We start from the raw sequence: 12,631 nt of genomic DNA, 5'->3' as shown, positions 1-12,631 counted from the left end.
TCGTGTACTGGGGTCTGCTGCTTCAGTGCTCAGCGGGTGCGATCTGCTGCGGTTGCCCTCGACCCTACCCCGACGGCCCCCCGGAACTACACAGGTTCCGCAGAGGATCCCGGGGCGAGTCGCGGCTCCACGTGCCACTCCCACCACGCGTCCACCCGGTCGAGGAGCTGCTGCACGGTGCCGTCGTTGACGAGCACGCTGGTGGACACCGCCGCCCGCTCCTCGTCCGTGGCCTGGGCCGCCATTCGCGCGCGGGCGTCGGCCTCGGTCATTCCCCGGTCCTCGACCATCCGCCGCACCCGCTCCTCGGCGGGCGCCTGGACCGTGAGCACGAGGTCGAAGCGGTGGTGCTGACCGGTCTCCACGAGCAGCGGGATGTCCTCGACGAGCACGGCGTCCTCACCCGCGGCGGCGGCGAGCCGCTCGGCCTCCGCGCGCACGAGGGGGTGGATGATCGCGTTGAGCCGCGCCCGGGCCTGCGGGTCCCGGAACACGCGACCCCCCAGCGCGGCCCGGTCGAGGCGGCCGTCCACGGTCAGCACGTCGGGGCCGAACTCCTCGACGATGCGCTCCAGGCCGGGCCGGCCGGGTTCCTGCAGGGCACGGGCGATGGCGTCGGCGTCCACGACGGTGGCGCCGAGCTCCATCAGCCGTGCGGCGACCGTGGATTTGCCCGAGGCGATCCCGCCGGTCAGTCCGATGGTCAGCATGGGTCCAGCCTAGCCGCGCGGCAGCGGTGGCCCGCGACGGTCGCCCGGACGACGGCCGACGCCCTCCGGGCCGGAACACTGCCCGGATCCGTCCGTCGCCGTCGGCGCGGGACCACGCACGGTCAGGCCTCCCCCGCACCGGCCACGGTGGTCATGACGTCCGGAAGGGTGCCGGGGCCGTCCTGGCGCTGGACCTGCAGCCAGCGGAACCCGTAGCCCTCGAGGGTGATCTCCACGGTGGCGTCCTCGTCGAGGGTGCAGGTGTCCTGGCCCAGCAGGTCCATCAGCTGGGTCCCCTCCTTCTCGCCCGGGACCCGCAGCGGCAGCTTCGCGGTCTCGGGGCCCAGGTTGTGCACCGCGACGATGCTGGAGCCCTCCCAGGCACACCGGTGGGCCAGGACCTCGCGCCGGGGCTGGTCGAGGATCTCCGCCTCTCCCCACGCCAGTTCCGTGCACTCGCGGTAGCGCCGGGCGAGCTTGCCGATGAAGTTCAGCAGCGAGTCCGGGTCCCTGCGGGAGTCCGCCACGTTGACGTTCTCGGGCCCGAACTCGCCCTCGACCACCGGGCCGGGCAGGTCCTCCGCATCGGCCGGGGAGAAACCGCCGTTGCGCCCCGCGGTCCACTGCATGGGCGTGCGGACGGCCATGCGGCCCTCCGCCGCGAGGTTCTCCCCCATGCCGATCTCTTCGCCGTAGTACAGCACCGGCGTGCCGGGCAGGGAGAAGAGCAGCGAGTAGACCATCCGGATCCGCTGCTGGTCGCCGTCCAGCATGGGCGGGAGCCGCCGGGTCAGGCCGCGGCCGTAGACCTGCATGCGTTCCTCCGGGCCGAAGGCCGCGAACACCTCCTCGCGCTCGGCCTCGGAGAGCTGGTCGAGGGTGAGTTCGTCGTGGTTGCGCACGAAGTTGGCCCACTGCGCCTCCTGGGGAATGCTGGGCCGGTTCTTCAGGGCGGTCGACAGGGGGCCGGCGTCCCCCCGCGCCAGCGAGAGGTAGAGCTGCTGCATGGCCACGAAGTCGAAGATCATGGTCAGCTCCCCCGCGTCCTCGGAGCCGAACAGCTCACGCTGCTGCTGGTACGGCAGGTTCACCTCGCCCAGCAGCGCCGAGTGGCCGTTGCGGCGGGTCATGAACTTGCGCAGGGAGCGCAGGAACCCGTGCGGGTCGGTGAAGCCCCCGTCCTGGTTCTCGAAGTCGTCGCCCTGGCTGAGGGTGAGCAGCTGGGGAATCCCGTCCACCCGGAACCCGTCCATGCCCAGGTGCAGCCAGAAGCCCACGATCTTGGCGATCTCGTCCCGGACCTTGGGGTGGGAGAGGTTCAGGTCCGGCTGGTGGCGGTAGAAGCGGTGCAGGTACCAGTGGCCCGTGGCGTCGTCCTGCGTCCAGATCCCGCCCTCCTTGTCGGGGAAGACGGCCTTCTCCGAGGTGTCCGGCGGCTCCTCCTCGCGCCACACGTAGTAGTCCCGGTAGGGGTTGTCCGTGCTCGACCGGGAGGCCTGGAACCAGGGGTGCTGGTCGGAGGTGTGGTTGACCACGAGGTCGGCGATGACCCGCAGGCCCCGGTCCTTGGCCGTGCGCACGAGCTCCACGAGGTCCCCGAAGCTGCCCAGCCGCCGGTCGACCCCGTAGAAGTCCATCACGTCGTACCCGTCGTCCCGGTTCGGCGTGGGGTAGAACGGCATGAGCCACAAGCAGGTGACGCCCAGTTCGGCCAGGTAGTCCACGCGCTCGGCCAGGCCCGCGATGTCCCCGGTGCCGTCGCCGTCGGTGTCCAGGAAGCGCTCGATGTCCACGCAGTACACGACGGCCTGCTTCCACCAGAGATCGGACGTGTCGGCGATGCGCATGGGTGCCTCCCTCGGTCGCGGATGCCCTCCTGTCTAGCACCGCTCCCCCGCTCCGTCGAGGCCCGCCCGATTCCCGGGGCGGGGACCCCGGAGCGGTGAGCCCGGACCCGCCCCCTAGAGTGGGGGCCATGGACCCCGATCCCCTGCTCAGCCGCGCGACCCGCTACACGACGATCGCCGCGGGGACGGAGGCGGTGGCCGAGCTGGAGATCAAACGGTCCCGCTTCCTCGCCGTCGTGCGGCGGGCCGGCACGGAGGCCGAGGCCCGGGCCCTGGTGGACGAGCTGCGCCGGGGCTTCCACGACGCCCGGCACCACTGCTCCGCGTTCGTGCTGGGCCCGGACCGGGACCTCCGCCGCTCCTCCGACGACGGGGAGCCCGCCGGCACCGCGGGGCTCCCGATCCTCGAGGCCCTGACGCTGCGCCGGACCGGGACGGACGCCCACGGCGACGACGTCGCGGACCTCTCGGACGTCGCCGCCGTGGTGGTCCGGTGGTTCGGGGGCACCCTGCTCGGCGCGGGCGGTCTGGTCCGGGCGTACTCCGACGCCGTCTCCCGGGCCCTCGACGGCGCGCGGCTGGTACCCCGGCAGCGGCAGCGGCTCTACCGGCTCCCGGCCTCCCACGCCGAGGCCGGCCGGATCGAGAACGAGCTGCGGGCGGCCGGCACGACCGTGCTGGGCACCGACTACGGCCCCGAGGGCGCGGAGCTCGGACTGGCCCTGCCCGACGACGACGACGCCGTGGCCGCCGCGCACGCCCGCGTCGCCTCGCTGACGGCCGGCTCGGCGCGACTGCGCCCCGTGGGCGTGGACTGGGTGGACGCCGGGGCCGCGCCCCGCTGAGCCGCGCGCTCCCCGCGTCGCGCGGCACCGCGACCCTCCCCGTCGTGCCGCTCCGGGTCCCGCCGCTCCGGCAGGCCGGCCACGGGAAAGGCCCCCGTCCCTCGGATCGAGGGGCGGGGGCCTTCGCCGGCGGCCCGGTGCGGGACCGGGCTGCCGGACCGGTCAGGCGCCGGTGAGCTTCTCGCGCAGCGCGGCGAGGGCCTCGTCGGAGGCCAGGGTGCCGGAGTCCGCGGCCGGAGCCTCGGAGGAGTAGCTGGTCGGAGCCGGCGCGGACGAGGGCGAGGAGGACGAGGAGCTGGTCGTCCCACCCGCGGCCGCCTCGGCGTCCTCGGCGATGGACTTGCGGACCTGCTCCTTGTGGGCCTCCCAGCGGTGCTGGGCGTCGGCGTACTGCTGCTCCCAGGCGGCGCGCTGGGTCTCGTAGCCCTCGATCCACTCGTTGGTCTCGGGGTCGAAGCCCTCCGGGTACTTGTAGTTGCCCTGCTCGTCGTACTCGGCGGCCATGCCGTACTGGGCCGGGTCGAACTCGGTGGAGTCCGGGTCCACGCCCTCGTTGGCCTGCTTGAGGGACAGCGAGATGCGGCGGCGGTCCAGGTCGATGTCGATGACCTTGACGAACAGCTCGTCGCCCACGGAGACGACCTGCTCGGCCATGTCCACGTGGCGCTGGGCCAGCTCGGAGATGTGCACCAGGCCCTCGATGCCGTCCTCGACGCGCACGAACGCGCCGAAGGGGACGAGCTTGGTGACCTTGCCCGGCACGACCTGCCCGAGGGCGTGGGTGCGGGCGAACAGCTGCCAGGGGTCCTCCTGGGTGGCCTTCAGCGACAGGGAGACGCGCTCGCGGTCCATGTCGACGTCCAGCACCTCGACGGTGACCTCCTGGCCCACCTCGACGACCTCGGAGGGGTGGTCGATGTGCTTCCAGGACAGCTCGGAGACGTGCACCAGGCCGTCGACGCCGCCCAGGTCCACGAAGGCGCCGAAGTTGACGATCGAGGAGACCGTGCCCGTGCGGACCTGGCCCTTCTCGAGCTTGTGCAGGAAGTTGGAGCGGACCTCGGACTGGGTCTGCTCGAGCCAGGCGCGGCGGGACAGGACCACGTTGTTGCGGTTCTTGTCCAGCTCGATGATCTTCGCCTCGATCTGCTGGCCGATGTACGGCGCGAGGTCGCGCACGCGGCGCATCTCGACGAGGGAGGCGGGGAGGAAGCCGCGCAGGCCGATGTCCAGGATGAGACCGCCCTTGACGACCTCGATGACGGTGCCGGTGACGACGCCGTCCTCTTCCTTGATCTTCTCGATGTCGCCCCAGGCGCGCTCGTACTGAGCCCGCTTCTTGGACAGGATCAGGCGGCCTTCCTTGTCCTCCTTGGTGAGGACCAGAGCCTCGACCTCATCACCCACGGTCACGACCTCGTCGGGGTCGACATCGTGCTTGATGGACAGCTCGCGGGACGGGATGACGCCCTCGGTCTTGTAGCCGATGTCGAGAAGGACCTCGTCGCGGTCGACCTTGACGACGGTGCCCTCGACGAGGTCGCCGTCGTTGAAGTACTTGATGGTCGCGTCGACAGCGGCGAGGAAGTCCTCCTCGGACCCGATGTCGTTGACGGCAACCTGCGGGGTGGTGGTGGTCATGTAGTAGGGGCTCCGATGTGGATAGGTTCGTGATCAGTCGGACCGGCCGGCGCGGACCGCGGCCGTCCCGAAGGACTGGTGGACAGGCACGTGCACAGCACGCACCGGGTCAGTCTACGGAGCAGACAAAAATGAATCAACACGGCCGCCGACACGCCGGGCCGGGTCAGAAGTGGGTCACGCCGTAGGGTGCCGTGGGGGTCTCCATGAAGTCCTGCAGGTCCCGCAGGGCGTCCTCGTCCCGGGCCACGACGAGCCCGGCCTGCGCGAGCGTGCTCGCCTTGACGGCACCCAGGTACAGGGAGCCCAGCGCGTCCACGCGCATCGCCACGTCGGCCCCCTCGGGCAGCTCGACCGCGGGCAGGGACCGGCCCGCCTCGTCGTCGGCGGTGCGGGGACGGTCGGCGACGCGCTCCACCACGGGGGTGCCGGACGTGGTGTCCAGCGACCAGACGCCGTCCGCGAAGCCCATGGCGTCCACGAGGGAGAGCACGATCCGGCCGCGGGGCGTGTAGGGCCGCGCCTCCAGCGCCGCCACGGGATCGAGGACGCGCACCCACAGTGTGTCGGACTCGGCGGTGACCCGGTACTTGGCGCGGTCGGCCATCGCCCACACGAGGGGGTCCTCCACCGGGGCCCGGCCGAACCGGACCCGGTCCACGAGGTCCAGCGAGGTGACGAACTCCCACAGGGCGATGGACACGTCCGGCGTCGAGCCCACGAGGTCCAGCACCGTGAGCGTCAGCGGGTAGGAGGTGTTGGGCTCGAACCGGTAGGTCACGTAGCCGTCGGGGCGCGCCGCGCCGTCGTAGTGCACCGCGCAGCGCACCTCGGGGTCGGGCTTCTGCGGGGTGAGGAGGTACTCCCCCGTGACCTCCGGCCAGTGGTAGCCGACCCGGCTCACCGACCCGTGCGAACGTTCGTGGAACCGCCGGAACAGCTCCGGGGCGATCCGGCGCACGGCCTCGCCGTCGGCCATCTCCACGGTGCCGGTGGTCGGGGCCTTGAGCTCGAGGCGGGTGGTCGCGTCGACGCTGACCTCCCGGTCGAACGTCGCGGCGCCGAAGCCGAACCGGCCGTAGATGGTGGCCTCGGTCGCGGTCAGCAGCGCCACCGGGAACCCGGCCCGCCGGGCGCCCCCCAGATCGGCCGTCATGAGCCGGCGCAGCAGCCCGCGGCGGCTGTGCGTGGGCCGGACGGTGACCTCGGAGACGAGGTGGGCGCGCAGGAGGCGTCCGCGGCCGATGTTGAGGGTCCCCTCCCACGAGCTGAACGTCGCCACCGGCCGCCGGGTCGGCAGCGCGGCCTCGGGCACCGACCGGGGGTGGGCCGCCCGCAGCCGGACCCCCTCCTCGTGCATCCAGGCCAGGGTCCGCTCGAGCGTCCCGTCCGTCGGCTCCGCCTGGTGGAAGCCCTGCCGGACGGCCCGGACCCACTCCACCGCTGCGGGGTTCCCCGCCGTGCCGCCGGGACCGACCCCGAACTCCACGAGCGAGTAGTCGTGCCCGCCGGCCGAGTAGGCCTCCGTCACCCCGTCCGCGTGTGCGGGCGGCTGCTGCTGGTCGTCCATGCTGTGCTCCTCGTCTGACGTGCGGCCGCGGCCGGTCCGTACCGTCCGCGGGACCGGCCGGTGTGCCCCGTCGGCGGTCGGGGTCAGTGCGCCGCCTCGTGCCAGGAGCGGCCCGTGCCCACGTTGACCTCGAGCGGGACGGCCAGCTCGGCGGCCCCGCCCATCTCCTCCCGCAGGACCCGCTCCACGGTCTCGCGCTCACCGCCCACCACCTCGACGACGAGCTCGTCGTGGACCTGCAGCAGCATCCGTGAGCCCAGCCCCTCGTCGGCGAAACGCCGGTCGACCCCGAGCATCGCCTTCTTGATGATGTCGGCCGCCGAGCCCTGGATCGGGGCGTTGAGGGCGGCCCGCTCGGCCACGGAGCGCAGCTGGCGGTTGTCGCTGGAGAGGTCCGGGAGGTAGCGGCGGCGACCGTCGATCGTCGCGGTGTAGCCGTCCGCCCGGGCCTGCTCGACGACGCCGCGCAGGTAGTCGCGCACGGCGCCGAACCGGGTGAAGTAGTCGCTCATCAGGGTGCGCGCCTCGTCCACGGGGATCCGCAGCTGCTTGGAGAGCCCGAACGAGCTCAGCCCGTAGACCAGGCCGTAGCTCATGGCCTTGACCTTGGCGCGCATCTGCGACGTGACGTCCTCGGGGGCCACGCCGAAGATCTTCGAGCCGACGAACCGGTGCAGGTCCTCCCCCTGGCGGAAGGCGTCGATGAGCGCCTCGTCCCCGGACAGGTGCGCCATGATGCGCATCTCGATCTGGGAGTAGTCGGCCGTCAGCAGCTGGTCGTACCGGTGCCCGCCGGCGTCGCCGCCCACGACGAACAGGGCCCGGATCCGGCGGCCCTCCTCGGTGCGCACCGGGATGTTCTGCAGGTTCGGGTTGGTCGAGGACAGCCGGCCGGTGGCGGCGACGTTCTGCATGTAGGTCGTGTGCACGCGCCCGTCGTCGGCGATGGCCTTCTGCAGCCCCTCGACCGTCTGCCGCAGCTTGTTGGCGTCCCGGTAGGCGAGCAGCCCCGCGAGGAACCGGTGGCCCTTCGAGTCCGGGTCGGTGCGGGTGAGCAGCTCGGCGACGGCGTCGGCGTCGGTGGTGTAGCCCGACTTGATCTTCTTGGTCCTCGGCAGGCCCAGCTCCTCGAACATGACCTGCTGCAGCTGCTTCGTCGAGCCCAGGTTCACGGGCTCGGCGATCTGGGCCAGCGCCTCGTCCCGCGCCTGCTCGATGACCCGGGCGAAGTCGTCCAGCAGGACCTGCACGCCGTCCGCGTCCACGGCGATGCCTGCGAGCTCCATCCGGCCCAGCACGACGGCCAGGGGCAGCTCCAGGTCCGTCAGCAGGCCGCTCTGCCGCGTCTCGGCGAGCTGGTGCAGCAGGTGCTCCGAGAGCCGGGTGGCGGCCACCGCGAGCTCGGCCTCCCGGCGCAGCGGCCCGGCAGCCGGCCACGGCTCCGCCCCGAGCGCGAGCTCCTGCTGGCCGTCCGCGGAGTCGCCCTCCTCGGCCGGCGCCACGACCAGCCCGAGCCGGTCCTCCAGCAGCGCCGGCAGCTCGTAGCTGCGCCGCGCCGGCTGCAGCAGGTACGCCGAGAGCTGCGGGTCGTCCACGACGCCGTCGAGCGGGAGCCCGCGCACGGCCAGGGACTTCCACACGTCCTTGAGCCCGTCCACGATCTTGGGCCGGCCGGTGTCGGCGAGCCACCCGGCCAGGGCCGACTCGAGGGCGTCGTCGGCGGCCGCCAGGTCGAGGAACACCGCCGAGGGCCGGTCCCCGCCGTGGGCGAGCACGAGGCCGGAGAGCTCCCGGGCCCCGGGCAGCCAGGGGTCGTCGTCGCGGTGGAGGGCACGCAGGACCACCGGCCCCGCGGCCCCGGCCAGCCAGCCCTGCAGGTCCTCGGCGGTGCCGGGGCGCCCGACCTCGGCCAGGCCGAGGTCGGCGGGCGGCGCGCTCTCCTCCTCCGGGCGCCCGAACGCGTCGAAGAGCCGGTTGCGCAGGCCCTCGCCGAACTCGAGGTCGTCGAACACGTCCCCCACGGCGTCGGCGTCCGGGACGGGCAGCGCCGCGTCCGCGAGGTCGAGCTCCAGCCCCAGGTCCGTGACCAGCCGGTTGAGCCGGCGGTTGCGCTCGACGTCGTCGCGGTGGGCGCGCAGGGCCTCCCCCTTCTTGCCCTTGACGCGGTCGGCGTGCTCCAGCAAGGAGGCGACGTCCCCGTAGGCGAGGATCCACTTGGCCGCGAAGCCGGCCCCGACCCCCGGCACGCCCGGCAGGTTGTCGGCGGTCTCGCCCGTCAGCGCGGCCAGGTCCGGGTAGTGCCGCGGGGGGACCTTGTACTTCTCCACGACGGCGGCCGCGTCCATGTGCTTGAGGTCGGAGGGCGTGCGGCCCGGGTAGACGACGGTGACGTGCTCGTCGATCATCTGGAAGGCGTCCCGGTCCCCCGAGAAGACGAGCACCTCGAAGTCCTGCTCGGCCGCCCGGTGCGCCAGCGTGGCCAGCACGTCGTCGGCCTCGTGGCCCTCGGCCGTCACCACGGGCACGCCCAGGGCGTCCAGGATCCTGCGGATCTGCGGCACCTGGCCGTGGAACTCCTCGGGGGTCTCGGCCCGTCCGCCCTTGTAGTCCTCGTACTCCTCGGAGCGCAGCGTGGGGCCCTCCAGGTCGAAGGAGACCACGAGGTGCGTGGGTCTCTGCTCCCGGACGAGTTTCACGAGCGTGTTCACGAAGCCGTAGACGGCCTCGGTGTGCCGGCCGTCGGAGGTGACGAACGCCGGTCCGCCCCCGTACTCGGCGGCCCGGGACAGGGCGAAGAACGCCCGGAAGGCCAGGGAGTGCCCGTCGACCAGCAGCAGCTTGCGGTCCGGCCGGGACACCGGCCGGGGGATCTCGACCTCGACGGGGTGCTCGGTCTCCGTCCCGACGGTCACGGTGCGGACGTCGGTGTCGGGGCTCTCGTCGGTCTGCGTCTGCGGGGTCGTTGTGCTCACGGACCCATCCTAGGGCCCGGGCCCGGGGCCTGCCGCCCGCCCGCGCGGGTCAGGACACCTGGTTGATGATGGCCTCCGCGACCTCGCGCATGGACAGCCGGCGGTCCATCGAGGTCTTCTGGATCCACCGGAACGCCTCGGGCTCGGACAGGCCCATCTTGGTCGTCAGCAGGGACTTCGCCCGCTCCACGAGCTTGCGGGTGGCGAACTGCTCCTTCATGTCCGAGACCTCGCGCTCGAGCGCGCTGATCTCCTCGAACCGGGACATCGCGATCTCCAGCGCCGGGACGAGGTCGTCGACCGTGAAGGGCTTGACCACGTAGGCCATGGCCCCGGCCTCGCGGGCCCGCTCCACGAGCTCCCGCTGGCTGAAGGCCGTGAGCAGGACCACCGGGGCGATCCGTTCGGAGGCGATCTGCTCGGCCGCGGTGATCCCGTCGAGGACGGGCATCTTCACGTCCATGAGCACGAGGTCCGGCCGGTGCTCGCGGGCGAGCTCCACCGCGCGCTGCCCGTTGTCGGCCTCCGCGACGACCTGGTATCCCGCCTCCCGCAGCATCTCGACGATGTCGAGGCGGATGAGGGTCTCGTCCTCGGCGACCACGACCCGGCGGGTCGGCGGCAGGCCCGCGACCGCGGCCTCCTCGGCGGCGCCGGGACTCTCGGGCCCCTCCACCGGGGTGGGGTTCGGCTGCTCCGTCACGCTGACTCCTTGCCTGCTGGTGTTGCCTGCTGGTTCTGCCTGCTGGTGTTGCCTGCTGCTGCGTCGGCCCGCCGCCGTGGTCGGCGCGAGGGGACCGGCGGAACGGGGCCCGTGGCCCCGCGAAGCGTCCGGTCAGCCCCAAACTATAACTGTTGTAGAGTGGTCGAGCGCAGGAGCGGCCCCGTCGGGGCCGCGCGGACTGCGACCGTCGGCCCAAGTGGCGGAATTGGCAGACGCGCCGCACTCAAAATGCGGTTCCTCGGAGTGTGGGTTCGAGTCCCACCTTGGGCACCACGACCCCGGACCACAGGTCCGGGGTTCTGTCGTCCCTCAGCGCTCCCGCACCAGGTTGGTGACGCGGGCCGTGGACAGGCGCCGCCCGCCGCCGTCCGTGATCACGACCTCGTGCACCGTGAGCGTCCCGCCCAGGTGCAGCGCCGTGCAGGTCCCGGTCACCGTCCCGGTGGCGACCCCCCGCTGGTGCGTCGCGTTGACGTCGACGCCCACCGCGTAGCGCCCCGGCCCCGCGTGCACGCTCGCGGCCGTGGACGCGAGCGTCTCCGCCAGCACGCAGTGCGCTCCCCCGTGGAGGATCCCGCCGGGCTGGGTGTTCGGCTCCACGGGCATGGTCGCCACGGCACGCCCGGGCGTGAGCTCCGTGAACCGGATGCCCATCGCCCGGGCGAGCCCGCCGATCCCGTGGCCGGGAAAGGCGGCGTGCAGCTCCTCGGGGACGCCGTGCTCCAGCAGGTCCCGCGAGTGCTCCTCCGGGCTCATGCCGGTCAGGCCTCCCGCCACGGCCCGACGTGCTCGCGGCGGCGCCTGCTGTCGATCAGCTCTCCGGCGTCGGCGAGGTCGCCCACCCGGTGCACCTTGACGAGGTTCGTGGTCCCGGCGACGCCGGGGGGCGAGCCGGCGCAGATCACCACGAGGTCGTCCTTGCCGGCCAGGCCCTGCTCCTGCAGGTGGCGGTCCACCTGCTTGGTCATGTCGTCGGTGTGGTTGACCTTCGCCACGTGGATGGGCTGGACGCCCCACAGCAGGGACATCAGCGCCGTGACCAGGGGCTCGGGAGTGAAGGCCAGGATGGGGTGGGCCGGGCGCAGCCGGGAGAGCCGGCGGGCGGAGTCCCCGGACTGCGTGAAGGTGCAGATGTAGCTCACGTCGAGCTGGCGGGCGATGGTGACGGCCGCCCGCGTGACGGCGCCGCCGCGGGTGCGCGGCTCCGTGCCCAGGCCGGGGACGCGCTCGAGGGCCTGGGACTCGGTGGCCTCGATGATCCGGGCCATGGTCTCGATGGTCTCGATGGGGTACTTCCCGACCGAGGTCTCCCCGGAGAGCATGACCGCGTCCGCGCCGTCCAGGACCGCGTTGGCGCAGTCGGAGGCCTCGGCCCGGGTGGGCCGCGGGTTGTCGATCATGGACTCGAGGACCTGGGTGGCCACGATGACGGGCTTGGCCCAGCGCCGGGCGAGCTCGATGGCGCGCTTCTGCACGATCGGCACCTGCTCCAGCGGCAGCTCCACCCCCAGGTCGCCGCGGGCCACCATGATGCCGTCGAACGCGTCGATGATCTCGTGCAGGGAGTCCACGGCCTGCGGCTTCTCGATCTTGGCGATCACGGGCAGGCGCCGGTCCTCCTCGTCCATGATCTCGTGCACCCGGTCGATGTCCTTGGCGTCGCGCACGAAGGACAGGGCGACGAGGTCGACGCCGCGGCGCAGGGCCCAGCGGAGGTCGTCCTCGTCCTTCTCGGACAGCGCCGGGACGCTCACGGCCACGCCCGGGAGGTTGATGCCCTTGTTGTTGGACACCGACCCGCCCACGACCACCTCGGTGATCACGGTCGTGGCCGTGACCTCGGTGGCGCGCAGGGCGACCTTGCCGTCGTCGATGAGCAGGGGGTCCCCGACGTTCACGTCGCCCGGGAGGCCCTTGTGGGTCGTGGAGCACAGCTCGCGGGTGCCCTCCACGTCCTCGACGGTGATGGCGAAGACGTCGCCGGGGGCCAGTTCGTGCGGGCCGTCGGCGAACCGGCCGAGCCGGATCTTGGGGCCCTGGAGGTCGGCGAGGATCGCGACCGTGTGCCCGGTGTCGGCGGAGGCCCGCCGCAGGTTCTCGTAGGAGCTGTCGTGCACCGAGTGGTCGCCGTGGCTCATGTTCAGCCGGGCCACGTTCATGCCGGAACGGATCGCCTGGGAGAGGGTCTCGTAGGAGGAGATGGCCGGGCCGATCGTGGCCACGATTTTGGCTCGTCGCATGGATACCGCCTTGGGGTTGTGGGGTGCGACCGCGGGAGGACGCGCAAGAGGAAATGCCGGGACGCCGCACGGGCGCGGCTGT

Annotated in this window: 9 protein-coding genes and 1 tRNA gene; 2 read left to right on the top strand and 8 right to left on the bottom strand. The window is 72.6% G+C overall.

The annotated features are described in order from the left end of the window. Window positions 1-86 precede the first annotated feature (86 nt). Entirely contained in the window at window positions 87-710 is a 624-nt protein-coding gene (gene coaE / locus ACH9EU_RS10035; RefSeq protein ID WP_396413788.1) for a dephospho-CoA kinase, read from the bottom strand. 122 nt (window positions 711-832) lie between these two features. Continuing rightward, complete coding sequence (locus ACH9EU_RS10030) at window positions 833-2,557, bottom strand: alpha-amylase family protein (RefSeq protein ID WP_396413787.1); 1,725 nt, start codon at window positions 2,555-2,557, stop codon at window positions 833-835. A gap of 128 nt (window positions 2,558-2,685) precedes the next feature. Between ACH9EU_RS10030 and ACH9EU_RS10025 the strand changes: the two genes are divergently transcribed. Beyond that, window positions 2,686-3,402, top strand: coding sequence for a YigZ family protein (locus tag ACH9EU_RS10025; protein ID WP_396413786.1), 717 nt, complete (start codon window positions 2,686-2,688; stop codon window positions 3,400-3,402). Window positions 3,403-3,564: 162 nt separating this feature from the next. Here ACH9EU_RS10025 and rpsA read toward each other — a convergent pair whose 3' ends face one another. The 4 genes from rpsA to ACH9EU_RS10005 form a co-directional block, all read right to left on the bottom strand. Next, window positions 3,565-5,043, bottom strand: a complete 1,479-nt coding sequence (gene rpsA, locus ACH9EU_RS10020; RefSeq protein WP_396413785.1) for a 30S ribosomal protein S1 — start codon at window positions 5,041-5,043, stop codon at window positions 3,565-3,567. A 166-nt stretch (window positions 5,044-5,209) separates the two neighbouring features. Then, the gene (locus ACH9EU_RS10015) at window positions 5,210-6,613 is read right to left on the bottom strand and encodes a GNAT family N-acetyltransferase (RefSeq protein ID WP_396413784.1); all 1,404 of its coding nucleotides are present in this window, start codon (window positions 6,611-6,613) and stop codon (window positions 5,210-5,212) included. 83 nt (window positions 6,614-6,696) lie between these two features. Next, a complete protein-coding gene (gene polA, locus ACH9EU_RS10010) occupies window positions 6,697-9,585 on the bottom strand; it encodes a DNA polymerase I (RefSeq protein ID WP_396413783.1) in 2,889 nt (962 codons plus the stop codon). A gap of 49 nt (window positions 9,586-9,634) precedes the next feature. After that, window positions 9,635-10,261 carry a response regulator gene (locus ACH9EU_RS10005; protein ID WP_396413819.1) on the bottom strand — a complete coding sequence of 209 codons (627 nt, stop codon included), beginning with the start codon at window positions 10,259-10,261 and terminating at the stop codon, window positions 9,635-9,637. A 238-nt stretch (window positions 10,262-10,499) separates the two neighbouring features. On the opposite strand from ACH9EU_RS10005, the gene ACH9EU_RS10000 reads away from it, so the two are divergent. Further along, window positions 10,500-10,582: transfer RNA gene (locus ACH9EU_RS10000), tRNA-Leu, on the top strand. A 36-nt stretch (window positions 10,583-10,618) separates the two neighbouring features. On the opposite strand, the gene ACH9EU_RS09995 is transcribed toward ACH9EU_RS10000, so the two are convergent. Both ACH9EU_RS09995 and pyk read right to left on the bottom strand, forming a co-directional pair. Continuing rightward, window positions 10,619-11,065 (bottom strand): hotdog fold thioesterase, encoded by a 447-nt coding sequence (locus ACH9EU_RS09995; protein WP_396413782.1) that lies wholly within the window; start codon window positions 11,063-11,065, stop codon window positions 10,619-10,621. A gap of 5 nt (window positions 11,066-11,070) precedes the next feature. Continuing rightward, entirely contained in the window at window positions 11,071-12,549 is a 1,479-nt protein-coding gene (gene pyk / locus ACH9EU_RS09990; protein WP_396413781.1) for a pyruvate kinase, read from the bottom strand. Window positions 12,550-12,631: the final 82 nt, after the last annotated feature.

The sequence above is a fragment of the Kocuria rhizosphaerae genome, assembly GCF_044462265.1.
GTDB lineage: Bacteria > Actinomycetota > Actinomycetes > Actinomycetales > Micrococcaceae > Kocuria > Kocuria rhizosphaerae.
This window is presented reverse-complemented; position numbering and strand designations above follow the sequence as displayed.

Bases quoted from the DNA above. Each gene is read 5' to 3' on its own strand.
- coaE (WP_396413788.1), bottom strand. From the start codon at position 710: ATGCTGACCATCGGACTGACCGGCGGGATCGCCTCGGGCAAATCCACG.
- ACH9EU_RS10030 (WP_396413787.1), bottom strand. From the start codon at position 2,557: ATGCGCATCGCCGACACGTCCGATCTCTGGTGGAAGCAGGCCGTCGTG.
- ACH9EU_RS10025 (WP_396413786.1), top strand. From the start codon at position 2,686: ATGGACCCCGATCCCCTGCTCAGCCGCGCGACCCGCTACACGACGATC.
- rpsA (WP_396413785.1), bottom strand. From the start codon at position 5,043: ATGACCACCACCACCCCGCAGGTTGCCGTCAACGACATCGGGTCCGAG.
- ACH9EU_RS10015 (WP_396413784.1), bottom strand. From the start codon at position 6,613: ATGGACGACCAGCAGCAGCCGCCCGCACACGCGGACGGGGTGACGGAG.
- ACH9EU_RS09995 (WP_396413782.1), bottom strand. From the start codon at position 11,065: ATGAGCCCGGAGGAGCACTCGCGGGACCTGCTGGAGCACGGCGTCCCC.
- pyk (WP_396413781.1), bottom strand. From the start codon at position 12,549: ATGCGACGAGCCAAAATCGTGGCCACGATCGGCCCGGCCATCTCCTCC.